The organism is Thermodesulfovibrio thiophilus DSM 17215 (genome assembly GCF_000423865.1).
GTDB lineage: Bacteria > Nitrospirota > Thermodesulfovibrionia > Thermodesulfovibrionales > Thermodesulfovibrionaceae > Thermodesulfovibrio > Thermodesulfovibrio thiophilus.
On record NZ_AUIU01000012.1, the window covers coordinates 50,458 to 75,506 of the forward strand.

Consider the following 25,049-nt stretch of genomic DNA (forward strand, 5'->3'; position numbering starts at 1 on the left):
GCCTCCACTAAACTTTGAACCATTCAACACTTGTATCAAGGTTTTTAGTTTCTTCACTGAGTTTCTTTGCTATAGTTCTTACTTCTTCTATCATTTTAACCGTGTTTTCAATACTGTCTTTTATTGTTTCCATATTCTGTGCTATCTCTTCAGAAGTTGCAGAAAGTTCCTCAGTAGCAACAGCTATTCTCTGAATCATATCCATAGCTTTTTCTGTAGCAGATACAATCTCATCAAGTGCTCGCATAGCATCCTGAGCAAGAGAAACTCCTCCTTCAGCCTGAGAACTGCTTCTATTCATAGCACTCACTGAGGCTTCAGATTTATCCTGAATATTTTTTATTTTTTCAGCAATTTCTCCTGTTGCTTTTGCCGTACGCTCTGCAAGTTTTCTCACTTCATCAGCCACCACAGCAAAACCCCTTCCCTGTTCTCCTGCTCTGGCTGCTTCTATTGCTGCATTTAAAGCAAGGAGATTTGTTTGATCTGCAATGTCTTTAATTGTCAGAACTATTTCTCCAATTTCCTGTGAACCCTGTCCAAGTTCTTCAATTGTGATAGCAGCAGACTTAATTGAATTAGCTATATCAAGCATTGCATTAACAGCTTTTTTGACAGCAGTCTTTCCTTTTTGAGCTGTTTCATTTGCCTGTTTAGCAGAATCAGATGCGTTGGCTGCATTTTTTGCAACATCAATAATGGTTTGTGATATCTCTGTTGCGGCAGATGCCATGTGGTCAATTCTTGATAGCTGTTCTTTTGAACTCTTTTCTAAATTATCTGTCTCATTTGAAAGTGATACCACCATATTATTAGTATTCTTAACAACATTTCTGATATTTAAAATGATTCCTTTCAAACTTCCAATAATTCTTTTATATATTTCACCGATTAAATCACAGCTTTCTGATGTTTCTTCTCTCAAATCACCTTGTTCCAGTTTTGTAAAACAGGATAAAGCAGATGACATACTTTTTTCGTAAGATTTATAAGAGTAATAAAGCAACGCACTCAACCCTGCCAATGAAATGAAAATTAAGGCTGAATAAATTATTGAATTCCTTTTTCTAACTGCAGAAACATCTTCATTTGTTTTTTCAAATTCTTTTTTATGAGATTCAAGTGCTTTTAAAATAACATCCTTAATTTCTCTCCACAGTTTTGTTTCCTCTATAATTTTCTGAACCGCATCCTCTTTTTTCCCTTGTTCTGCAAGTTGCTGAATTTCCATTTTTTTTGCATGACCCTGCTGCCACAATTGTGCAACCTTTTTTAACTGTTCTTTCATCTCACCAGAAGAAAGTCTGATTGCCTCATCATTTGATTTCATAAAATCTTGATGCGCTTTTTGATAGTTTTTCTTTGCCTGGTCATCTTTTGAATTAATGATAATATTTCTGGTTGCCTGTTCTGTTTGTAGCCCCTGCGCATACATATCATTCAAAGATATAAGTAACATTAGGTGTTGCTTCGTAAGTTTTTCGATTTTATCCTGAAAACCTTTTTCATTAAAATATGACAGCGCAAAAAGCCCTAAAAGAACAACTAAAATCACCAGGTTAATAACTTGCAGCAGTCTTTTTATATTCATCTTTTATCCCTCCAATTAAAATAAATTTATTTAATTATAAAAAACATTAATAAAACTAACAATGCCAGGCCACAGAGCATATAAAACGCATAATCCTGAATCTTTCCTGACTGAAAAATTGAAATTTCATTACTGAATGTCTTAGCTAAGTTACTTAAAAATAATGGTATCCTAGAAACCTTGGCAGTTTCAGCAGTTTTTATCTGATTTCCAGCAGGAATAATAACTCTATCCATAAGCCTTCTCCAGAGTTTATTTATAAATCTATATTCAACAGGAACTACTGTTACATCAAGAGTTTTCATAAAACCCTTTGCACCGATGCGATAAAACCAATCAGTATCAAGATTAATTGATGGTTTGGGCTTAAGCTTTTTAAGAAATATTATAAAAGTCAAACCTGTAAAACTGAATATTGCAATTGTATCAAGTATATGCTGAATTGAATATGGTTCATAACGCATTGGATAAGGTAGATATGTATAAAACTTCTGTGGAAGTATGCCAATAATTATGCACAATGCTGATGTTATCAGCATTGCAATCTTCATATTTGCAGGAAGTTGCTTTACAGTATAATCAGTTTTTTTATCAGAAAAAAAAGTATAATATCCCATCTTGCATATTATGCTTATTACTGTTCCGCAGGTGGCAATATTGAGCAGTATATACGCAAAAGCATTGTGAATATCTCCAGCAGCAGAAATAATCGGAGATTTGCCTATAAAACCATTGGTCAAAGGAAAACCCGCTATTGAAAAAGCACCCACAAAAAAGCTGATTGCAGTTACTGGAGCATATCGAGCAAAATCTCCAAGCTCTGTCATTTTTTCTTTTCCTGTAGCATAAATTACTGAACCTGCTGACATAAAGAGAAGACATTTGTAGAGAATATGGTTGAAGGCATGGGAAGCTGAGCCATTAAGTCCGAGTGTCACGACTCCAAGACCAACTCCTGCCACCATGTATCCAACCTGACTGACAATGTGATACGAAAGAAGCCTTCTTAAATTATTTTCAAGCAATGCATAGATAACACCATAAACTGCCATCACAGAACCAAAATAAATCAAGATTTCCGCACCTGGAAATCCTCTTATTAAAGCATATACAGCAGCTTTGGTGGTAAATGGATTGAGAAAAACACTTCCATAAATTGTTGCAGATGGATAAGCATCCGGTAACCATGCATGGATTGGTGGAACAGCCGCACTTAGCATAAATCCTATTAAAATAAACCACCAGAAAAGTTCTCCAGAATGATTCATAAAAGAAAAGAAATCAAAGCTACCTGTTTGATAGATGTAAATCATCACACCGGCAAAAAGGAATAAGCCTCCAGTTATATGAACCATTATATATCTGAATCCAGCTGAAGTTGCTTCCTTTGTCTGTTGACTCCAGATTAAAAGCACAGCTAGAAAAGATAACATCTCCCAGAACAGATAAAAGCTCAGTATATCAGCTGCAAAACTTACTCCAATTGAAGCTCCTGCATACATTAATCCAGCAAGCTGTTGTACCCAGTCATCAATATGATAACAGTAGATTATTCCAATTAAACCAATAAAACTGAATATATAAGCGAAAAGCAAACTTAATTTATCAACTCTAATTATCGGTGAAATTGTATAACCAAAAAGATTTAATGATCCGTATACTCCGGGATTTGTCATTAAACACAGGATAAATCCTGACATAGCAAGTAAAACTGAATAGAAAGATCTCATATTTTTTGGAAGTACTGGCAATAGCAGAGAACCAAGAATAAGGACAAGACCAGGATGAATGAAATCAATCATAATAATCCTCTTTTCTGGTTATAACTCTACTCAGAGTTTTCGCTACAACTACGATGAATAAACTGCCAAGAAATCCAATTATTGCTCCGAATGCAGGCATTTCCTCAAATGAAAAGTAGGCATGCCCGTAATGAAGAATCTTTAAAAATAAAATTTCAGCAATTACTATCATAATACAGACTAAATAAATCACTTTTTTAGCCATTATCTTATCACCGTCCTTAGTATATTCATTAAAAAGTCAGGATAAAGGCCCCAGACAACTGTAAATAATGCAGTTATAAGAAGAGGTATAGCACAGAAATAATTTTCTTGAACTCCATGCCATCTGAGAGGATTTTCAGGTTTTCTAAAGAAAGACCGATAAACAATTGGCAAAAAATAAGCTGCATTTAAAAAAGAACTTACTATAAAAACACCAACAAGCTCAGGTCTTCCAATCTCAAGAGCACCCATTGCAAGATTAAACTTAGTTACAAATCCTGCGAAAATCGGAATTCCGATCATACTTAATGTAGCCAGGAAAAAGGAAAACATAGTGATTGGCATTACTTTACCTACTCCATCAAGTTCGCTTATTTTTTTAACATGAGTTGATACATAAACAGAGCCCGCAACAAAAAACATGGTTATCTTTGAAAAAGCATGCATGCTAATATGAATAAGTCCACCAAGAATTCCCAGCGGAGAAAACATTGCCACTCCAATTATTATGTATGAAAGATTTGCAACAGTTGAAAAAGCAAGCCTTGCTTTGAAATCATCCCTTGTCAGGGCAATCAAAGAACCAATAATTATCGTAAAAGAGGTAAGAAAAAAGATTAAATCCTGCATTTCAATTGCTTTTACTGTATTTGCACCGTAAACATAAAGAAGTACTCGTGAAACCGTGAACACTCCTGCTTTAACCACTGCTACTGCGTGAAGCAAAGCACTTACTGGAGTTGGTGCAACCATAGCAGCAGGAAGCCAGCTATGAAGTGGCATAATTGCAGATTTATTAAATCCGTAAAGATAAAGAACAAGCATTATCTGAAGAAGTAGCTTATTGTTTTGAACAATTTCTGAAGAAAAAATGCCACCTTTTCTGAAATCAAGAGTTCCAGTAAGTATATAAGTCAAAACTATTGCTGCCAGAAGAAAAATCTTCGCTGTTCCGAGAAGATAAACAATGTACTGTCTACCACCTTCAAGTCCTTCTTTATCTTCATGATGGGAAACAAGAGGATAGGTAACAATTGTTAAAGCTTCATAGAAAATAAACATGGTAAACAGATTCGCTGCAAAGGCAATTCCAATCGCCGAACTCAGTGACAGAGCAAAACAGGCAAAATATCTCGTTTGAGCATGTTCATTGAGGCCTCTCATATATCCAATTGAATAAAAAGTAGTCAGAATCCATAAAAATGATGCTCCGAAAGCGAATAGTAACCCCAGTCCATCAACTCTAAAAGCAAGCTCTATTCCCGGTAAAACTGATACAATCTTTATTGAGATTTCTTCACCTTTAAAAAATGGAGGAATCATCATAATAACAAAGGTAAATTTTAAAATTCCTGCTATGATTGAAACTGATTCTCTTAAATTCGGATTTTTATTTCCAATAAGAACAATTAATATAGCTCCCAAGATAGAGACAGATATAGCCAGAATTGGCAGACAATCAATCATCTTCCGCCTCCTCTTTAAGGTCACTTAACTGAGCTATATCAACAGTTTTTCGCAAATTAAAGTTTGCAATAAGAAGCGAAAGTCCAACCGCTACAGAGCCTGCAGCAACAGCGATGCTAAAGAGAGCAAGCACCTGACCACGAATGTCATTCATATAATGAGCTAAAGAAACAAGGGCAAGATTCACTCCTGCAAGCATAACTTCTAAAGAAATCAGAACAATTATAAGATTTCTATTAACAAGAACACTTATTGCACCCATGCTAAAAATCAATCCTGCCAGAGCCAAATACCACTCAATAGGTATCATTTCCCTGCCCTCCATGCAACAACTGCCACTGCAATCATAGGAATTAAAAGAATCAAACCAACAATAAAAAATGCCATTCCATATTCATTAAAAAGAGATATTCCTACAGCTTTTGTATTACCAACTTTCTCAATGTACTCAATAGTGTAACTCCCTTTCCAGGAAGGAGTTATAGATGAAAAAGCAGCAATAAAAACTACTAGCATTCCTAATCCAACTAAAGCCCTGCCTTCCCATAGCTCAACATATCTTTTGCTTAACTCAAGTTCCTTTGCTCCAATCAAAAAAACTGTAAAAAGAAACATAACAAGTATTGCACCTGCATATACAATTATCTGAACAACTGCTAAAAATTCAGCATTTAAAAATAGATAAATGACCGCTATATGTAAAAAAAGTAACAAAAGCCACAAAACAGAGTGAACTGGATTTTTTCTTGTAAGAGCCATCGATGTTATCCCTAAAGTAGAAATACAAAAATAAGCAAAAATGAAATAAATCATAACCATATCCTCTTTACAATTGCAATTACTATTAAATTAACTATTCCAGCAGGTATCAAAACTTTCCAGCCAATATTCAAAAGCTGGTCGAATCTATATCTTGGAAAAGTTGCTCTTACCCAGATATAAAGAAAGATGAACCCGAATATTTTTATAGCTAGCCATATGAGTCCAGGAACTTTATGAAGAACAGGAAAGAGGTCAGTTATAAATTTCGGGATAGTCCATCCACCTAGAAAACAAAGGGATACAAGTGATGCCATTATATACATGGCAACATATTCAGCAAGAAAGAACAGAGCATATCTAAACGCGCTGTATTCAGTAAGATACCCGGCAACAAGCTCTGTCTCTGCCTCAGGAAGATCAAATGGTGCTCTATTTGTTTCTGCAAAAGCTGCGATAACAAAAACTATAAATCCGATTATCTGAGGGATTGCATACATACCGAAAACAGTTTGATTTTGAGCCTGTACAATATCGCTTAGCTTTAATGACCCCGCCATCAAAACCACTCCTGCCAAGCTTAATCCAAGCGCAATCTCATAACTTAATACCTGTGATGCAGACCTTAAACCTCCGAGAAAGGAATATTTGCTTCCTGATGACCATCCTGCAATTATAATTCCATAAACTGATATCGAGGCAGAAGCAAGAATGAAAAGTATTCCAATATTTAAGTCTGCAATAATGAAGTTGTTATTAAATGGAATCACTGTAAGATTTATCATTGTAAATACAAGAATAACTAATGGTGCGATCTGAAAAAGAAATTTTTCAGCATTTTGAGGAATTATATCCTCTTTAAAAAATATTTTTATGAAGTCAGCTACAGGCTGAAGTAAACCATGAGGTCCCACTTCCATTGGGCCATACCTTGCCTGAGCCCTACCAATAATTTTTCTTTCTGCATAGGTTGTAAGAGCAACAATAGTAAGTACAACTGCAAAAACTATGGCTGTCTTGATAATAATAAAAATTATTTCATTCATTTTTAGTCTCCAGAATTTCCTTAAATCCTCTCCAGAGTTGCTGTCCCTTCAATGGATAGTCTTTTCTTAAAGGATAACCTTCCCAGTCTTCAGGCATAAGTATTCTTCTTAAATCAGGATGTCCTTTAAACTTAATCCCGAACATATCAAAACACTCTCTTTCATGCCAGTTTGCAGTTTCCCATAATTCGGTTATACTGTCAATCTCTGACTCTTCCTCATCAACTCTTGTTTTTATCCTGATGTGAATCTTTTCATAAATGCTATAGAGGTTGTATACAACCTCAAAACGAGGCTTTTCAGGAAAAAAATCAACACCACAGAGGTCTCTTAGATGATTGAATCTACATTCATTTTTAAGAAATTTTAAAATTTCTTTTATTCTTATTTTCCTTACAACCAGAGATAGTTGTCCCCTGAACAGATTTATTTCAAGAACCTCATCTGAAAAAAGTTCCTTAACTTTCTCTGCGATCTTTAATGCTCTTTTAATCTCTATTTTCTGTGCCATGTCAGAGCTCCAATTAATATTTCATATATATAGCCAATCAAAATCAGTCCAATAAAAAAAAGCATTACCCAGAATCCTTCATCTGATATAAAATCAAAAGCAACTGCCCATGGATATAAAAAGATTACCTCTACATCAAAGACAACAAACAAAATAGCAAGTAAAAAAAATCCAATAAAAAATCTCTCCTTCGGTAGTCCACTTGGAAGGTTGCCAGATTCATAGGGAATAAATTTAACAGGATTAAATCTTCTTGGAGCAAAAATTTTATTTAAAATAAGTCCGCCTAAACCAAATAATGTTGCAAGTATCAGAGCAATCAACACAGGCAGATATTTATATGGCATCCAGCTCCCGGGTTCCATCAATGGGGCTCCTTTTTACTGTTATCCTGTACTGATAAAGAATTTAATTGACTTAAATGTTGAGATTCTATATGGCTTTGCTTATCTAAATAACATAATATCGGCTCTGGATTTCTTTTACCCGCAGGCAAAATGTTCCGGTCAACTCCGGGCAGATACCAGAATTTATTCAAATATTCATTTCTGTTGTACTGCTTAACAAACTCATCCCAGTTTTTAAGAAGCACTTCCCTATCAAAATAGTTACTCTGTCTGTTATAAGATGCGTATTCATAAAATTCTGTAAGAACTATTGCATTAACAGGGCATACCTGTTCACAGTATCCACAAAAAATACATCTAAAAGCATCTATTTCATATTTGGTTAAAACTCTTGCTCCTGTTTCACTGTTTATTGAGTAATCTATATAAATACACTGGGATGGACAAACCTGTGCACATTTTGTGCATGCAACACAGCGCTCCTTTCCTGTATCTGGATTACGGACAAAAGCATGTCTTCCCCGAAATCCTGGCTCAGGTTTTCTTTTTTCTTTTGGATACCGAATTGTTACAGGATGAGTAAAGATAGTTTTAAATGTTATTATTAACCCTTTTAACAGATCTAAAAATAATAATTTCTTTACTAAAGTCCTCACCTGTCTGCTTCTCCCATAACAATATCAAGGGTTCCAATAATTGTGATTACATCTGCAAGTAAGTGCCCTTGGCAAAGCTTTGGAATTGCAGAAATGTGAATAAATGAAGGTGCTCTAACTCTCATTCTGTAAGGTCTTCCGGAACCATCACTAACTATGTAAAAGCCAAGTTCACCTTTTGGTGCTTCAATGGCTGAGTAAAATTCTCCTTTCGGCATTATTTCATTTTTTTTATCTGTAAATGAAACAAATCCATTCCAGAGAGATCCATCTGCAAGAATCTCTCGTTTCCCCTGAAAAGGCATATCAATCTGAGGCGACTGTTCAGAAATAACTTGTCCTTCAGGAATTTTTTCAATACACTGCTTTATAATGAAAACAGACTGCCTCATCTCCTGAATTCTGCACAGATATCTATCATAAGTATCACCATTTTCTCCAAGAGGCACTTCAAAATTAACTTCTCCATAGGCATCATAAGGCTCTAGTTTACGAATATCATAATAAACACCGGATCCTCTTAATACAGGGCCTGTAAGCCCTAAAGATAGAGCTTCTTCAGCAGAGATAATTCCAATACCTTTAGTTCTGGCTATCCATATCCTGTTTTCTGTTAAAAGTTCTTCATAATCATCAATTTTTTTAAGCATCGTATCAGTAAAACCATAAATTTCATCTAATACTGCTTGTTCCACATCAACTCTTACTCCTCCAATTCTTGGATAGCTCACAGTAAGTCTGGCACCGCATATTTTCTCAAAAAAAGTAAGTATCTGTTCCCTTTCTCTAAAGGCGTAAAGGAATACTGTCATTGCTCCAATATCAAGAGCATGGGTTGCAAGCCACAATAGATGACTGCTGAGTCTCGTTAATTCTGCTACCATTGTTCTGATAAATTTTGCTCTCCGCGTAGGCTCAATGCCCATCAATCTTTCAATAGCAATACAGTATCCGATGTTATTTGTCATACTTGAAATATAATCAAGTCTGTCAGTAATAGTCATTGCAACTGGATAAGTCTTACTCTCAGCAAGTTTTTCAACACCTCTGTGAAGATATCCAACATCTGGAATAATGCGTAAAACCCTTTCACCTTCAAACTCACAATAAAGCTTGAGCACACCATGAGTTGCAGGATGATGAGGTCCCATCTGTAAAACAAAAGTAGTTTCATTGAGTTTTTCTATTTCCAGCTGCCCCATTTTTCCTGTTCCTTCATAATTTTTTCCTTTAGTTTAATCAAGCCATACATTAAAGCTTCTGGTCTTGGCGGACAACCAGGAATATAAACATCAACAGGTAAAAACTGATCTGCTCCCTGTACTGTGCTGTAAGTATTAAAAATTCCACCTGTGCAGGCACAGCTTCCCATCGCAACTACATATCTGGGTTCTGGCATTTGATCATAAACTCTTTTTACAACTGGAGCCATTTTGTAAGTAACTGTTCCTGCAATTATTATTACATCTGCCTGACGGGGTGAAGCTCTAAATAGAATTCCAAATCTGTCAAGATCAAGATAAGATGCACCTGCTGCCATCATTTCTATAGCACAGCAGGCAAGTCCAAAGGTTAAAGGCCAGAGAGAATTTGATCTTCCCCAATTAACAATCTTATCAAGGTTAGTAATAATTACATTACTACCCTTGATAATCTTAGTGCCATCTTCTACTTCTATAAGATCTTTATTTTCAGTATAAAGAGGCATAGGTTTCCTTTACAAAACTTTCTCTTTTCAGTCTGGAAGCTTCACTGGCAGAGATAAATCTTAATGCCTTTGTGGTACATTTTGTAACACAGGCTGGTTCAAGCCCTCTATCAATTCTGTCTTTACAGTAGTCGCACTTTACAATTTTGCCAATTTCAGGATTCCATTGAGGAACTCCCCATGGACAGGCTGTAATACAGGATTTACAACCAACACAAAGGGAATGTTCTACAAAAACTATCCCGTCCTTTGATCGTTTTTGCATTGCTCCTGTTGGACATGCCTTTACACACCATGGATCTTCACAGTGAAAACATGGCATAAATACAAATCTCTGTCTTGGCAAGCCACCAATCAGCTTTATTTCTGTCTCGATAATTCTGCAAAGTCTTGGACCCACAGGAAGTTCATTTTTAGTTTTACAGTGAATCTCGCAAGCATAACAACCTATGCATCTGTTATGATCCTGATATATATAATAAATACTCATTTATTAACCTCCTATGCCTTACGTACTTTTATAAAATTCTCGAAAAGAACACCAGTATGACTTCCATAAGCCATCTTTTCAAAAGCACCTTTGAGGAATCTTCCCTCATTGACGCCTTTCCCAACAGAACGAGTTTTAAAGGGCACTTCATTTTCAAAACCTCGGTACATAAAAACAGTCTCTGGATGAATAAAAGGTGTAACCTTTGCTCTTATTTTTGCAGAGTAGTCATCTGATGAAATCTCAATAATGTCTCCATCTTTTATGCCAAGCTGCTTAGCTACTTGGTCATTTATCCATAAATCATTCTCAGGTATTATCTCATTGAGATATTTATTGTTGTGAGTTTGAACATGAGTATGAACAGCGATTCTTCCAAAAACTAATTTAAACTCACCTTTTTCAATATCAGGCTTTGGAGGTGACTGAAACTCCAAGAAGTATGGTACTTCCCTCTCAACCATTTTTTCTGATAGAATTTCAATTTTTTGTGACTTTGTTTTAAATCTTAAGTCGTCTCTTGAGTACATTAAGGGATCTTTACAAAGAGCTACCTGACCTGTTTTTTCAAATTCTTCAATTTTAATACCTGTCCCTTCAAGTTGATAGTTCCAGATATCTTCAATACTTTCATAGGGCATATAATCTCCAAAACCACAAGCCTTGGCCAATCCTGTAAATATCTCCCACTTACCTTTTGTATCATATAGTGGATTTATCGCCTTTCTCCGCATTATCAATGTTGGCTTTGCACCTCTCTGCATTCCAATCATATCATCTCTTTCAAGATAGGTTGACTCGGGTAGTACCACATCTGCATACCAGGCAGTACTTGAGTAGTTTGTATCTATGGCAACAAGAAGATCTAAACCATTGAGAAGCTCCTGAATATCCTTATGGGTTATACCTGCAAAAGGATCATATCTCATCACAAAAAGACCTTTTATAGGATATGGTTGTCCTGTTTTTATGGCTCTGAACAGATGAAGTATATGACCTGCTCCATCATAGAGAAAACCTTTCCCTTCCTCTGCCTCTATTCTCTTTTCCTGTGGTGCCGGCACTCTTTCAAGGAGACTATTTAATCCCTTTGCGCCCACTTCCTTCGGTGTCTTAGCAAGAATAAGCCCACCCTTTTGTTCAATGCTTCCTAAAAGTGCATTAAGAATTATGATAGACCTTGCATTATAAAAGTAGTTCATAGTTCTTGCTGCAAACCATCCTGGATACAGTATCACCTTAGGTTTGTCAGCACTGAGCTGTTTAGCTAGCTCTACTATCTCATAAGATGGTATTCCTGTCTCCTTTTCTGCCCAATCTGGAGTGTAAGGTTTTATGAAATTTTCAAGTTCTGGTAGTCCTGTAATAAATCTTTCTACAAATTCCCTATCAAAGAGATTTTCTCTGAGAATTACGTGTATTAGAGCAAGATTGAATGCATAGTCTGTTCCAGGTCTTATCTGCAAAAATTTTGTTGCTTTTGTAGCTGTTTTTGATACTCTTACATCTAAATAAGTAAGTCTCGCTCCATTGGATAAAGCTTTAATAATGTTGTTTGCCTCTCTAACACCAAGAGATTCAAGCGCGTTTCTACCATAAAAAACCATATGCTTAGTATTTGAAAAATCATACCCAACCTCAGGTCTGCCATATCCAAGAAGAGTTTGATAGGCAAGATCAACATTTTTTCTACAGAAATCATCATGACTGAAGTAATTTGGTGATCCTATTGATCTAAGAAAAACCCTTTGAATCTCTCCAAATAATCCTGCCCCTCTATCAACAAGAGCTATGGATTTTTTTCCATACTGAGATTGAATATTACCTATAGCTTCAGCTACATATTTAAAAGCTTCTTCCCAGCTGGCTCTTTTAAACTGTCCTGAACCCCTCGGACCAATTCTTATCATGGGATATTGAAGCCTCTCAAAGTCATAAAGCAAAGATATCCCTGAAGACCCCCTGGCACAGAGACTATGCTCTATACCAGGTACATTAGGATTTCCTTCTATCCAATTGATTCGTTCATCTGTAACTTCAACTCTAATCGGACACCTTACCGAACACATTCCACATACACTATATAAAGAACGGTTCATTTATATACCTCCTTCTAAAATACACCGAGTAAACTCAAAGCAAGAATCAAAAGTCCTACAACAGCTACTCGCTTAACCACAATAGGGCTTAATCTTTTAGCAATTCTTGGTCCTATGAAACCACCAAGAATTGCTGCTGGAAACATTATTAAAAAGAACACTAAATCAAAATTTCCAAAACCATAATGCCTGAGTGTGCCAGTTAATGTGTTAAAAAATATAGCAAGAAGTGAGCTTCCAACAACTACATACATTGGGAGTCTCATAAATACCGTCATAAGGGGAACCATAAATGGACCACCACCGAAACCAAACATAGAAGATAAAACTGCAATTAAAAATGCTCCAGGAATTCCTATCCAAAGGTTTGCTTTAAACTCCTGTCCCCAGAATTCTATTTTCATATTTATTTACCTCCTTCAGCTTTTTTCTTAGCTGCTTCTTCAGCTCTTTTCTTAAACTCTTTCAAAATTGCCTGTTCCTTCTTATGCTTTTCAAGATACCCTGGTGTTGTCTGCCAAAACATAAGTGCAGCAAGAATTATAAGTATCCATCCAAATATAAATTTAAACTGTGCAAGTGTTATAAGCTCAGTAAGTTTTGGGCCAATAAAAGCTCCAAGTATCATAGCTAACCCAAGAGCGATACCAAGTTTCCAGTTTATAAATTTTATTTTGGAGTAGTTATAAACTCCACTGGCCTGAGAAAATAATACTGTTGGCATGACTGTTCCAGCAACAACTGTATGTGGCAGTCCGAGGAGTACAAGAATTGGATTAAGAATAAAGCCACCGCCTGCTCCCATAAGCACTCCGAAGGTTGTTACAACTAAAGCCAGAAAAAATGGTCCAAATAAATTCACTGTTCTACCTGCGTTAGACAGATAAACATTGGGAAGAGTAACCTTGTTTTCTACTGTAACAAGACTGCTCTTTAGTTCTTTATCAACTTTTGCCAGAATAAAGTACTTTCCTGGCGCAGTATTAGAAGGTAAATCTAATTCTGCTGTAAATGTTCCATCCTGTGCAATTTTAAGCTTTGATGAAAATATTGTTTCAACACTTCTAAACTTCGCCTTAAGAAGCTGCATTGATCTTCTTTTGTTGTCTTTTTCATCCATGGGTGGAAGCAAAGTTCCTCTTGAGCCAATTATACTTGCCCATAGAGTGGTCTGGTATCTGTCAATTTTTCTCTTTGCAGGCTCTCCATAGACTGCATCAGCACCAGCGTCTTTGATAACCTTTGATACACTCCACTTACCACCTTCCTTTTTAGCCTGATCAAGAATGTCTTTGTATTTTTCTGGAACAATCAAAGTATAGAAAGCTGGCATCTCATCTGTCATGTAGAAGATATAAGGTCTTTTGCCAGTTTTTGGATCAGGGTCTGTATCAAGCCTTGCTGCTCTTACATTTTTTTCAGACCATATTTCAATATAAACATCTTTTCCCTGAGGAGCTTTACCGGTAATTGTAATTTTACCTCCTCCAGAAAGCTCTTTTCTGTCAACCTGTAAAACAATTCCTTCTTTTTGAGTCTCTGCAGATGTGACTGACTGTTGCTCTGCATAAATATTTGTTGAAAAAGCTATTGTAAACATTAAGATAATAGCCAATTTCCAAAAATTTTTCATAAATTGCCTCCTTTTTATAAGTTATCTCACAATCAACACTGACTGCGCAGCATTGGATGCTACTTTCAGTGTTACGCTTCCAAAAAGAGTTCTTTCAGTAGCATCTTTACCCTTTGAGCCAATCACAATAAGATCATAGTTATTGTCCCTGGCATGATCAACAATGACATCCGCTGGTGTTCCTTCTAAAAGTAGAGTTTCTCCTTTCACCCCCTCTTCTTTAAGAATTTTCTTAGCAACATTAAGATTTCCCTCAGTTTCTGCTTTAAAAATGGATTCAACAGTTGCACAGTCAATTCCTATCTCTAAAAAACATACCTGTGGAACAACGGATAAAACAGTAATGTGAGAGTCAAACTTTTTTGATAAGTTAATTGCTTCAGATAATGCTTTTTTGGACCATTCTGATCCATCATAGCAAACTAATATTTTCTTCATTTCATACCTCCAATTTTCTATTTTCTCATTACAAGGATTTAAAGCACCTCTTAATGACACGAAGAGAATATTTCATATGTCTCATCATCAGAAAATCGATAGTGCAATTACTTTGCCAATATGAAAGTTATTGATAAAACAGAGAATTTTTAAAGATTTGATGTGCCTGATGGAACAGAAGAAAAGTTAGCTGTCCCAAATGGGACAGCTAAGAAAAATTAGTCTAAAACTTTTTTTCTCACATAGGGAAGAAGTCCTCCCTGCAGAATGAGTTCTTTTTCTCTTGAGTTTAAGTTTGAGCAAACCTCAAAAGAGAGATTCTTCGATAAATTAATAACTCTATATTTTTGTTCTTTCTTCAAAGATTCAATAATATTTTCAATTTTTAGTACATTGCCCTGCTCGATTTTTTCATAGTCTTCAGCATTTGAAAACATTAACGGAAGAATGCCAAAATTTATCAAATTTGCACGATGAATTCTTGCAAAGGATTTTGAAATCACAGCTTTTATTCCAAGATACATTGGAGCAATAGCAGCATGCTCACGAGATGAGCCCTGTCCATAATTTTCTCCACCAACAATTATACCTCCACCATTCTGCTTTGCCAGCATTGCTCTATGATAAAAAGTTTCATCAATGTTTTTGAATATAAAAGTAGAAATCATAGGAATATTTGACCTGTATGGCAAAACCTGTGTACCTGCAGGCAGAATATCATCTGTTGTTATATTATCTGAAAGCTTAAGCAAAACCTCAGCAAATATAGTATCCTCAAGAGGCTCTTTTACAGGCACTTCTTTTATATTTGGACCTTTGATTATTTTTATATCTTTATGTTTTCTAGATAGAATTATCATATTATCATTTATCACAAAACTTTCAGGCTCTGGTATATCTTCAAGATCAATATCAGTCTCAAATGGATTAACAATTTGACCGTGCACTGATGCAAGAGCACAGACAACAGGAGATGCAAGATAAACCAGAGCATCCTTTGTTCCAGAACGTCCTTTAAAATTACGATTATATGAACGAAGAGAAATCTGTCCACTTCCAGGTGCAGCTCCCATTCCAATACAGGGTCCACAAGCTGATTCAAGAAGTCTTGCACCAGCTTGAATCATAGTCTTTACAGAGCCATCACTGGCAAGCATCTCATAAACCTGCCTTGAACCCGGATTTATAAAAAGTGTTACCTCTTCATGGACGGTTTTATCTCTGAGTATTGAGGCTACTGTTTTCATTATTTTGTAGGAAGAATTTGTGCAGGAGCCAATGCAGATTTGATCAACTTTCATTCCTTGAAGCTCTTTGACTGAAATAACATTATCTGGACTGTGTGGCTGAGCAATCATTGGTTCTATCTCGGATAAATCAAGCTCTATAATTTCTGAATACTCTGCATCTTCATCAGCTTGAAGCTCCATCCATTGATGCTCTCTACCCTGAGCTTTTAAAAACTTCAATGTGTTTTCATCACTAGGAAAGATAGATGTTGTTGCACCAAGTTCTGCACCCATATTGGTTATTGTTGCTCTTTCAGTAACCGAAAGGTCATTTACTCCGGGACCTCCATATTCAAATATTTTTCCAACTCCTCCTTTAACAGTAAGCATTTTTAAAAATGTAAGAATTATATCCATTGCTGTTACATAAGGTCTGCGAAGCTTTCCAGTTAGATAGACTTTTACAATCTTTGGCATTGTAAATTCAAAAGGCATTCCAGCCATAACAGAAGCTGCTTCCAAGCCACCAACACCAATAGCAATCATTCCTGTTCCACCACCTGTTGGTGTATGACTGTCTGTACCAAGTGCAATTCTTCCCGGTGCGGCAAATCTTTCAAGATGAACCTGATGACATATTCCATTGCCAGGTCTTGAAAAATAAGCACCAAACCTTGCTGCAGCAGTCCTTAAAAAAAGATGATCATCCGCATTCATAAAGTTACTCTGAAGCATATTGTGGTCAACATAAGACACAGCAGTAGGAACTTTTACATGGTCAAGTCCTATTGCTTCAAACTCAAGCCAGGTCATTGTACCTGTTGCATCCTGAGTATAAACCTGATCTACTCTTACGCTAAGCAACTCTCCAGTTTTTAAACTTCCGGCTGCAAGATGTGCATCAAAAATTTTTTCAACAATATTCTTACCCATCAAATCCTCCTGATTACTTTCAAATTTATTGGTCTATGTTGTAATAATGACTCTTCTTAACCTCTACAACTACATCTTTTTTCTTTATAAAAAACTCTAAAAATCTTAAAACTCTGAATTTATCAGGTTTGCCTGCAAATTAATATTTTAAGTATAATTATTATATTCAAAAAATTTCAAAAAGGAGGATTTTGTGCATTTCTTTACCTATAAAAATAACAAACTTTATGCAGAAGATATTGCTGTGTCTGAACTTGTAAGAGAATTTGGAACACCACTTTATATTTATAGTTATGCAACATTGATAAGACATATCAGAGCTTATGAGGAAGCTTTCTGTGAAGTACCGCATATAATATGCTATGCTGTAAAAGCCAATTCAAATCTTGCAATTTTAAGTCTATGTGCAGAGTTGGGTATCGGTGCAGATATTGTTTCTGGCGGAGAACTTTTCAGAGCTTTAAAAGCTGGAATTAAGCCTTTTAGAATTGTTTTTGCTGGCGTTGGCAAAACAGAGCAGGAAATTGAATATGCTTTAAAAAATAATATTTTAATGTTCAATGTTGAATCAGAAGCCGAGCTTTATAAAATAAATGAAGTTGCAAAAAAACTTAAAAAACATGCTTGCGTTGCCTTAAGGGTTAATCCAGATATTGATCCAAAGACACATAAATACATCGCAACAGGCCTTAGAACAAGCAAATTCGGAATTCCCATTGAAAAGGCACTTGAATATTATAAACTTGCCAAATCTCTTAAAAATATTAAAATTATAGGGATACACAAACACATTGGCTCTCAGATTACTGATACATCGGCCTATGTGGAAGCATTATCAAAAATTTTATCTCTTTATGATAAACTCGCAAAATACGATGTTGATATTGAATACATTGATATAGGCGGAGGTCTTGGAATTACATATAAAGATGAAGAACCTCCGCTTCCAAAGGATCTTGCAAATGCACTAATTCCTCTTATTAAATCCAAGAAGGGTAAAATAATAGTTGAACCTGGAAGGTCTATTGTCGGGAATGCAGGAATTCTTGTAACAAAAGTTTTATATACAAAAGAAACAGGATCAAAAAACTTTATAATAGTTGACGCTGGTATGAATGACCTGATAAGACCAAGTCTTTATGGTTCTTATCATGAAATTCTACCCGTAACTCCTGATAAAAGACAAAAAATAGTCACCGACATTGTCGGACCAATATGTGAATCAGGAGATTTTCTTGCAAAGGACAGAGAAATTGAAAAAATAACTCCAGGAGAACATCTTGCTGTAATGAGCGCAGGTGCGTACGGATTCAGTATGTCATCTAATTATAACAGTCGCCCGAGAGCTGCTGAAGTGCTCGTCAAAGGAGAAAACTATGCTTTAATAAGAAAAAGAGAAACATATAAAGACTTAATAAAAAATGAAATCATACCGGAGGATATACTCTAATGAATAAAATTAACTTTGTTAAAATGCACGGACTTGGCAATGATTTTATTTTGATTGATTGTCTAAAACAGGATTTGCCAGATCCTCAGGCTTTTGCAATCAAATACTGTAATCGAAGATTTGGAATAGGTGCAGACCAGCTTTTATTAATCTATCCTTCCGAAATTGCAGATTTCAGCATGAGAATTTTCAATGCTGATGGCTCAGAAGTTGAAATGTGTGGAAATGGAATAAGGTGCTTTGCAAAATATGTCTGGGATAGAGGGCTATCTCAAAAAGAAATACTGGATGTAGAAACTCTTGCAGGAATTATAAAACCAAAAAAAGTTGGAGAGCTTGTTCAGGTTGATATGGGAAATCCTGAATTTAGACCAGAAAAAATCCCTGTTGATGCAGAGGGTGATATAGCCTTTGATATTGCACTTGAAGTGTATGGCTGGCATGCAAGACTTAACTGTGTAAGTATGGGGAATCCTCATGCTGTAATATTTCTTGAAGAAGATCCTAAAAATTTTGCAGTTTTAAAATATGGACCTGCAATTGAAACTCATCCTATTTTCCCAAAAAGAACGAATGTTGAGTTTGCCTTTGTAAAAAACAGTAAAGAAATAATTATGCGTGTCTGGGAAAGAGGAGCCGGAGAAACTCTTGCATGTGGTACTGGTGCATGTGCCACAGCTGTTGCTGCAATGAAAAAAAAGCTCGTTGAAAACAAAGTAACTGTTCATCTTCTAGGTGGAGATTTATTAATTGAATGGCAAGAAAATGGACATGTTTATATGACAGGACCCGCTGAAGAGGTCTATGAAGGAACAGTAAAAGTTCCACAAATTGCTTGATAATCACAGAATTTACAATTTTTCTTGAAATCATATGTCGGTTGAAAGGGTATTTCTAAATTTTTAATTTCAGCTAAAAGACTCTTCATTATCTCAGAAATAATTGACAATCCCTGTCCTTTTTCAATTTCGTTCAATGGATTAAAAAAAGCATCATTGTCGATTACATTTCGACCAAGTAAAAAATAATAACCTTCAAGATTTTGTGGATTAATTTTATATTTTTGGGAGTAAAGAAAGACATACAGAGGAATTTGAAAACTTCCAATATATTTTGCCCATGATTGCCTGTCTTCAGTACTCAGCCTGTCGAACTTAATTTTAAGATGATCCTGTTTGCCGGTAATTTTATAATCAACAATAAAAATTTTTTCATTCACCTTTTCAACTTTATCTAATCTGCATGTAAATCTAGAGTCAAAGAAAGTTTCCTCAAAAAATTCTTCAACTGAAATTATTTCGATTTTATGTATCTTTGAAATTTCTTGATAGTAATTTATAATTTCATGTAATCTGTCCAGTGTTTGAAGCTTTAATAAATAAACTCTGCCTCGTATTTTATTTCCATATTGTTTCAAAAATATATTATCCAAAATTTTTTCTATTTCATTTATTAAATTCTTTTCATTCAAAACTCTACCTATTCTGAGTTTGAAATATTCCTTTAATGCTTCATGAACTATTATTCCGATATCACAACGATCTAAATCTGATGAAATATCTTTTTCTTTTTTGATCCCAAGAACATAGGAGTAATAAAATTTCAATCCGCATTTCAAATATTCATCGATTGCTGTTGCTGAAAATGAAAAATTTTTTAATATATCCATCATTTCATGATTTTTAACAATGTTATCAGGCATTTTTCCTGCAAGATTAACTTTATAAATAACCGAATGTATCAAATCAGATTGATTATCCTCTAATATAGCTCCTTCTTTTTTTTCTATAATCCAGATTAATTTTTCGATGAATCTTGATCTTTCATATCTATCATTTTTTATATAAGCAATGTGAACCTCTTCTGCTCCTCTAATTAATGTAGAAAAATAGTAATAAATCAGTTTTTCCCTGTCATGATACGTTGGTAATCCAAGAATTTTTCTAATTCTATATGGTAATAGATAGTCTTCAGAAAGATTTGGAAAAACTCCTTCATTTAGATCAAGAAAAATAACTTTTTTGAACTTAATATTTCTTGTTTCAAGAAAACCAAGAATTTGTAATCCATTCAAAGGAATACCTTCAAAAGGAATATTCTGAGAAGCTATATAATTTTTAAAAAAGTTAAAGTAAGACTGCTTGAACTCGAACTTTATTTTATTTATTAAAGAGTTAGAGAGTTTTTCAAACTCAGTTAAAAAAGCTTCAACGTAAGGATAAAAAAGAGGATGATATTTTGCCGTGCTTTTGTCATAAATAAATATCAGCAATTCCCGACATGCATTTATAAACTCTTTAATATTACTAAAAGAAAGAAATTTTTTTATAGCATTTTCATGAATAAATTTAATATGTTCGCTAATTTCTTCTGCTGATAAAAAAGACTCACCTATGTTTTGAATAATCTTTGATGGAACTTCCTTTTCTATCCATTCAAGTTCAATAAATAACAGAGGTTTTTCGAATTTAAAAAATTCTTCCATCTCATGGAAAACTATCCTGCTTAATTCAGCACTATTTTTAAAAAAAATATTCTTTGTATACGGATGAAGCATAAATTTTAAGTAAAAAGGAACATAAACCATATCATTTTCAATAGAGCTCAAAAGTTCAAATAAAGTTATGAAAAAGCCGTAAATTGGCGTTCTTGAAAGAGGATACCCCATAGAAATGTTATAACTTCTTTCATCTAAATATGAAATCCCCTGTCTCACAAGAGGAAAAAGATTCTCAGCATCTGGAAGAACAATCACTGTTCTTTCATCCAGGCTATCAAATTCTTTAATTATTTTACCTGCAACTTTAATTTCTCCATGTGTATCAGGACAGCTGTAAAATTTTATTTTGGTGTTTAAAGCTTCGTCATCATCCTGAAACACTAAGAAAAAATTTTCTATTTTGCTTAATTTCTCAAGAATTATTTTTTCAGTCTTTGTAAAAGCAAAAAAACCTGCAAAAATTATTTTCTGAAAACTTAAATATGAATTCAAATCTGCTTCTGCAACTGTTCTGTACCGTAAAGATCTTGTAGATAGATTTCTGTTGATTAATAACTCATAAAATTCTTTATATGTCTGTGAAAGAAATCTTAAGCTATTTCGGGAATTTACAGGTATCTCAACAAGTGTTTCCACTTCTTTCAGCTTATCAACTGAAATACCTTCGATATAAAGTTCCTCGAAAAGATTAAAGAGTTTTAAACCAATAGAGAAAAAATTATCAAATTTTTGAAAAAATGTGGTTAAAGAATTATTTTTTATGCATATTTCATAAATAATTCCGGCAGCATCTATTGATTCAATTGAATTTGTATCATTTAATTTTTTAAAAATAAAGTTTATGAATTCATCTATTGAAAAAATACGAGGTGGAATAAAGGAAGTATTTATCTTTTCTGCCAGCGTTTTTCTTAAATAATGAGATGGTCTTTTACCTGGAAACACGACTACATTTTGGGAATAATTCAAGTTTTCTGAATCAATAACTGATACTATACTTTCAATTAAATCCTGGTCTGAGGTTAGTATGATTTTTTGTCTTTCAGAAAGAAAATCTAATTTATCAATTAATTCTTTACTCTGATTCATATCCATTTTATCTCTTCCATATCAAGATAATAAAGACATCCAGTAATAGTAAAATTTTTATAAATGTCTGAAGCCAGGTTTAAATATTTTTTTATTTGTCCAAAATGTTCTTCTGATGGATAACCTGTTTTATATTCAATAACTGTAACTTTATCTTTATCAATAACCACTCTATCAATCCTGTGAATTAATCCTTTATGGTCTGAAATTTCAAATTCATTAAAAAAAATTCTGTCAGGCTTCTTAATAAATAATTCCCTCATTTGAGGATGATCAAGCATCTTCAGAATTGGCTTTTTGATTTCAGCAATGTCAAAATTTTTTCTTAAATCTCTGTTGATTTTTTCTATATTAGAATCAATTATATCTGTAAATTCTTCATTCCAGAAATCTATTGAAGAAAGAACTCTGTGTATAAAATCTCCCCTGTCCTTTTCTTTTAAATGAATCATCTCTTGTGAAACAGGAAATTCAACAGGCAGTGAATGATGTTCAATTTTCATTATTTTTCTTTCAATATTAAGAGAATAAATTTTAGATAGTTTTGACCCCAATGGTTTGTCCGTAAAATTACAAAGAATATCAAAAGGGAAATTGCTTTCTTTTTTCATTTTTCCTATTACATATAGTTCATCCTGTGCTCTTGTAAAAGCCACATATAGCGTATTTAAAGAATCTGCCATCTTTGAAACTTTTACAGAATCCTTGATCTCTTTCAACCTGTCACATTTATTTGCAAGTTTATCATTTATTTTCATTATACAAAGTGTTTCTTCATCAATTTCATTCACTATATATTCATCTGTTTTTTCTCTGGAGTCCTCCAGAAATAAAATTACAACTGGAAAACCAAGTCCTTTTGCCTTATGAACTGTCATAATGTTGATAGCATCTATATCAGCTCCCAATGTTATATCCCAGATTTTTTCATCCTCACTTGGATTTGAAAAAAACTCTATAAAATCTTTGATACTACTTAATCCTCGGCCTTCAAAACTTTTTACAAGTTCAAGAATTTTTAAAAAAGTAGCTTCTTCATCTGGCATAATCTCAAAAACTTTAAAATTGCTTAATGCTACAGACAAAAGATCATAAATAGGTAAATATCCTGTAAGTTTAAACATATTTTGAAAATGATTCTCCCATAATGAAGGAAATGCTACCTGATAGTATTTGTATAACGGGGAGTTTTGCCTGTTTTTTATAATAAACTCCTGAATAGGTTGTAATGTTTTTATACTGTAACACTTTGATAAAAATTCTTTATAAAGATCTCCAAGAATAAAAATTGAAAAAGAAAAATCATCTACAGGGCTGTCAAGAAATTTAAGAAGATTTAAAATTTCAAAAGTAACCTTTCTTCTTCTTACATCAAGACTGCTATAGGAAATAAACGGCAGAGTTAAATCATTTAACCATGAACTGATAGTAACCACATGGTCATTTTTTAATGCAAGAACTGCAATATCTTTAAAACTATATCCTCTTGCTCTGGTATCATTAATGATATCTATAAAATCTTTTTTTATTTTTGCTTCATTTTCTTCATCGTCTGAATAAAAAGTTTTAACCTCAACATAACCTTCTTGTTCATATTCTTTTTTTGAAAACTGTTCGTAACGGTCAAGCCCGGTAAGCTTAGCAGGATTGCAATAATCAGAATGATTAACTATATTTTCTTTGAAAAATTTTTCTACGAATTTTAAAATCATTCCTTTACTTCTATAATTAACACTGAGTTCTTCAACTATTTTATGAGCTGAAGGGAAAATATCTATTTTTTCAAGTTCATTCATTATTCTGTAATCAGCACCACGAAAACTATAAATTGCCTGTTTGGTATCACCAACCACGAAAAGACTACCATTTTCTGATAGAGCATTCTCTATTAACAGTTTCAGATTTGACCATTGAATAGGCGATGTGTCTTGAAACTCGTCAATAAGAAAATGATGTATTTTTTCTCCGAGCCTGAAATATATCTCTGGAACTTTGAATTCGTTAATATATTGAGAAAGCAATTTATTTATGTCTTCTATAAATATTTTACTCTCTGTCTGCTTTACTACATTTAATTTTCGTTGGAAATTTTTAAAAATATGAAGATAAGGTAAATAAAAAGTTTTAGAATATAAAAAAGCATACTCATCAACAACTTCTTTAAATTCATCCCATAGAAGAATTATATCTTCATATTTTTGGGTTAAATTTTTATTTTTTGGTTTATTTACAGGGGGTGTTGATATCCCTCTATCAAGAATCTCCTTAAAATTCCTTGTTTTAATGATTGATTCAAAAGAGTCATAAATCTGATTTTTTTTATTTCTTTCAAGCCCTGAAGATTTAAGCTCCTCAATAATCTTCTGCATCAGTTCTATTATTTTTTCTTCAGCTTCAAGTCTACGTTGCTCATCCAGTTCAGGATTAAAAAATTCTTTATTGTTAGCTGTGCTAATAGAATATAACGCTTTAATTTTTAAAAAAATTTCTTCCGCAGGATCCCAGAGAAAGTTATCCTTATTTTTTTTGATTTTTTCAATAATATTTCTAAACAACCTGATTTCAGGAGACTGTTCTTCAATATCTTTTAAAAATAAATCATAGGTATAATTCATCATTGCATCATTGTTCATGAGAATTTCAAAGTCTGGATTATAATCAAAATCCAGAGCTGAGGCTTTAAATATAGAAGTGACAAAACTATCTATTGTTTTTATTTGAAAATCGGAATAATTACTGAGTATATTTTCAAGTGCTTTTTCTGCCATAAATGACAAATCATCATCTTCTATAGATAAAATCTTTAAAAATTCCTGCATTGTCTGCTGATTTTTAAAATACAAATCCTTGATCCATCCAAGAATTCTGCTTTTCATTTCATAAGCAGCATTATTGGAAAATGTAATGGCAAGAATATGTTTCAAACTACTGTAAGGCACTTCATCTGAAAGTAAAAAAGAGACATATCTCTGTGTAAGAACCCTTGTTTTTCCGGAACCAGCAGATGCCTTAAGAATTACATAATGAGGTAATGGAAGCCTAAAAATTTCATTCATTAATTAAGTAATTGTAACATAGCAGTTATTACTTAATCTAT

The 25,049-nt window shown here is 34.0% G+C and carries 22 protein-coding genes; 2 read left to right on the forward strand and 20 right to left on the reverse strand.

The window, feature by feature from the left end; translation table 11 throughout:
• Nucleotides 1–7: 7 nt before the first annotated feature.
• The 18 genes from G581_RS11535 to G581_RS0103220 form a co-directional block, all read right to left on the reverse strand.
• Complete coding sequence (locus G581_RS11535; protein ID WP_051178766.1) at nucleotides 8–1,591, reverse strand: methyl-accepting chemotaxis protein; 1,584 nt, start codon at nucleotides 1,589–1,591, stop codon at nucleotides 8–10.
• Between the two features lie 26 nt (nucleotides 1,592–1,617).
• On the reverse strand, nucleotides 1,618–3,393 hold the full coding sequence (locus G581_RS0103140) for a Na(+)/H(+) antiporter subunit D (RefSeq protein WP_028844568.1): 1,776 nt from the start codon (nucleotides 3,391–3,393) through the stop codon (nucleotides 1,618–1,620).
• The gene (locus G581_RS10425) at nucleotides 3,386–3,598 is read right to left on the reverse strand and encodes a hypothetical protein (RefSeq protein ID WP_051178768.1); all 213 of its coding nucleotides are present in this window, start codon (nucleotides 3,596–3,598) and stop codon (nucleotides 3,386–3,388) included. The genes G581_RS0103140 and G581_RS10425 overlap by 8 nt, the downstream gene beginning before the upstream one ends.
• Entirely contained in the window at nucleotides 3,598–5,064 is a 1,467-nt protein-coding gene (locus tag G581_RS0103150) for a monovalent cation/H+ antiporter subunit D family protein (protein WP_028844569.1), read from the reverse strand. The genes G581_RS10425 and G581_RS0103150 overlap by 1 nt, the downstream gene beginning before the upstream one ends.
• On the reverse strand, nucleotides 5,057–5,374 hold the full coding sequence (nuoK, locus tag G581_RS0103155; protein WP_028844570.1) for an NADH-quinone oxidoreductase subunit NuoK: 318 nt from the start codon (nucleotides 5,372–5,374) through the stop codon (nucleotides 5,057–5,059). The genes G581_RS0103150 and nuoK overlap by 8 nt, the downstream gene beginning before the upstream one ends.
• On the reverse strand, nucleotides 5,371–5,877 hold the full coding sequence (locus G581_RS0103160) for an NADH-quinone oxidoreductase subunit J family protein (RefSeq protein ID WP_028844571.1): 507 nt from the start codon (nucleotides 5,875–5,877) through the stop codon (nucleotides 5,371–5,373). The genes nuoK and G581_RS0103160 overlap by 4 nt, the downstream gene beginning before the upstream one ends.
• Complete coding sequence (gene nuoH / locus G581_RS0103165; RefSeq protein WP_028844572.1) at nucleotides 5,874–6,869, reverse strand: NADH-quinone oxidoreductase subunit NuoH; 996 nt, start codon at nucleotides 6,867–6,869, stop codon at nucleotides 5,874–5,876. Before nuoH ends, G581_RS0103160 begins: the two co-directional genes overlap by 4 nt.
• Nucleotides 6,862–7,380: an NADH-quinone oxidoreductase subunit C gene (locus G581_RS10430; protein ID WP_038064892.1), complete on the reverse strand. Its 519-nt coding sequence runs from the start codon at nucleotides 7,378–7,380 to the stop codon at nucleotides 6,862–6,864. The genes nuoH and G581_RS10430 overlap by 8 nt, the downstream gene beginning before the upstream one ends.
• Nucleotides 7,365–7,745 carry an NADH-quinone oxidoreductase subunit A gene (locus G581_RS0103175; RefSeq protein WP_051178771.1) on the reverse strand — a complete coding sequence of 127 codons (381 nt, stop codon included), beginning with the start codon at nucleotides 7,743–7,745 and terminating at the stop codon, nucleotides 7,365–7,367. Before G581_RS0103175 ends, G581_RS10430 begins: the two co-directional genes overlap by 16 nt.
• Nucleotides 7,745–8,383: an NADH-quinone oxidoreductase subunit NuoI gene (nuoI, locus tag G581_RS10435; RefSeq protein WP_083962582.1), complete on the reverse strand. Its 639-nt coding sequence runs from the start codon at nucleotides 8,381–8,383 to the stop codon at nucleotides 7,745–7,747. The genes G581_RS0103175 and nuoI overlap by 1 nt, the downstream gene beginning before the upstream one ends.
• A complete protein-coding gene (locus tag G581_RS0103185) occupies nucleotides 8,380–9,585 on the reverse strand; it encodes an NADH-quinone oxidoreductase subunit D (protein WP_028844574.1) in 1,206 nt (401 codons plus the stop codon). The genes nuoI and G581_RS0103185 overlap by 4 nt, the downstream gene beginning before the upstream one ends.
• Nucleotides 9,567–10,091 (reverse strand): NADH-quinone oxidoreductase subunit B, encoded by a 525-nt coding sequence (locus G581_RS0103190; protein WP_083962584.1) that lies wholly within the window; start codon nucleotides 10,089–10,091, stop codon nucleotides 9,567–9,569. Before G581_RS0103190 ends, G581_RS0103185 begins: the two co-directional genes overlap by 19 nt.
• Nucleotides 10,075–10,581 carry a 4Fe-4S dicluster domain-containing protein gene (locus G581_RS0103195; protein WP_028844576.1) on the reverse strand — a complete coding sequence of 169 codons (507 nt, stop codon included), beginning with the start codon at nucleotides 10,579–10,581 and terminating at the stop codon, nucleotides 10,075–10,077. Before G581_RS0103195 ends, G581_RS0103190 begins: the two co-directional genes overlap by 17 nt.
• An 11-nt stretch (nucleotides 10,582–10,592) precedes the next feature.
• Nucleotides 10,593–12,680: a molybdopterin-containing oxidoreductase family protein gene (locus G581_RS0103200; RefSeq protein WP_028844577.1), complete on the reverse strand. Its 2,088-nt coding sequence runs from the start codon at nucleotides 12,678–12,680 to the stop codon at nucleotides 10,593–10,595.
• Nucleotides 12,681–12,694: 14 nt separating this feature from the next.
• Nucleotides 12,695–13,084 carry a sulfite exporter TauE/SafE family protein gene (locus G581_RS12315; protein WP_028844578.1) on the reverse strand — a complete coding sequence of 130 codons (390 nt, stop codon included), beginning with the start codon at nucleotides 13,082–13,084 and terminating at the stop codon, nucleotides 12,695–12,697.
• A gap of 2 nt (nucleotides 13,085–13,086) precedes the next feature.
• Nucleotides 13,087–14,313, reverse strand: a complete 1,227-nt coding sequence (locus G581_RS12320) for a sulfite exporter TauE/SafE family protein (RefSeq protein WP_028844579.1) — start codon at nucleotides 14,311–14,313, stop codon at nucleotides 13,087–13,089.
• Between the two features lie 21 nt (nucleotides 14,314–14,334).
• Entirely contained in the window at nucleotides 14,335–14,751 is a 417-nt protein-coding gene (locus tag G581_RS0103215; RefSeq protein ID WP_038064895.1) for a universal stress protein, read from the reverse strand.
• A 218-nt stretch (nucleotides 14,752–14,969) separates the two neighbouring features.
• Nucleotides 14,970–16,913, reverse strand: coding sequence for an aconitate hydratase (locus G581_RS0103220; RefSeq protein ID WP_028844581.1), 1,944 nt, complete (start codon nucleotides 16,911–16,913; stop codon nucleotides 14,970–14,972).
• A 193-nt stretch (nucleotides 16,914–17,106) separates the two neighbouring features.
• Between G581_RS0103220 and lysA the strand changes: the two genes are divergently transcribed.
• Together lysA and dapF are read left to right on the forward strand one after the other, a co-directional pair.
• Entirely contained in the window at nucleotides 17,107–18,363 is a 1,257-nt protein-coding gene (gene lysA, locus G581_RS0103225) for a diaminopimelate decarboxylase (protein ID WP_028844582.1), read from the forward strand.
• Between the two features lie 8 nt (nucleotides 18,364–18,371).
• Nucleotides 18,372–19,202, forward strand: a complete 831-nt coding sequence (dapF, locus tag G581_RS0103230; protein WP_028844583.1) for a diaminopimelate epimerase — start codon at nucleotides 18,372–18,374, stop codon at nucleotides 19,200–19,202.
• On the opposite strand, the gene G581_RS0103235 is transcribed toward dapF, so the two are convergent.
• Nucleotides 19,166–21,958 (reverse strand): PD-(D/E)XK nuclease family protein, encoded by a 2,793-nt coding sequence (locus G581_RS0103235; protein WP_028844584.1) that lies wholly within the window; start codon nucleotides 21,956–21,958, stop codon nucleotides 19,166–19,168. The two genes, dapF and G581_RS0103235, sit on opposite strands and share 37 nt — an antisense overlap.
• On the reverse strand, nucleotides 21,949–25,008 hold the full coding sequence (locus G581_RS0103240; RefSeq protein ID WP_028844585.1) for a UvrD-helicase domain-containing protein: 3,060 nt from the start codon (nucleotides 25,006–25,008) through the stop codon (nucleotides 21,949–21,951). The genes G581_RS0103235 and G581_RS0103240 overlap by 10 nt, the downstream gene beginning before the upstream one ends.
• Nucleotides 25,009–25,049: the final 41 nt, after the last annotated feature.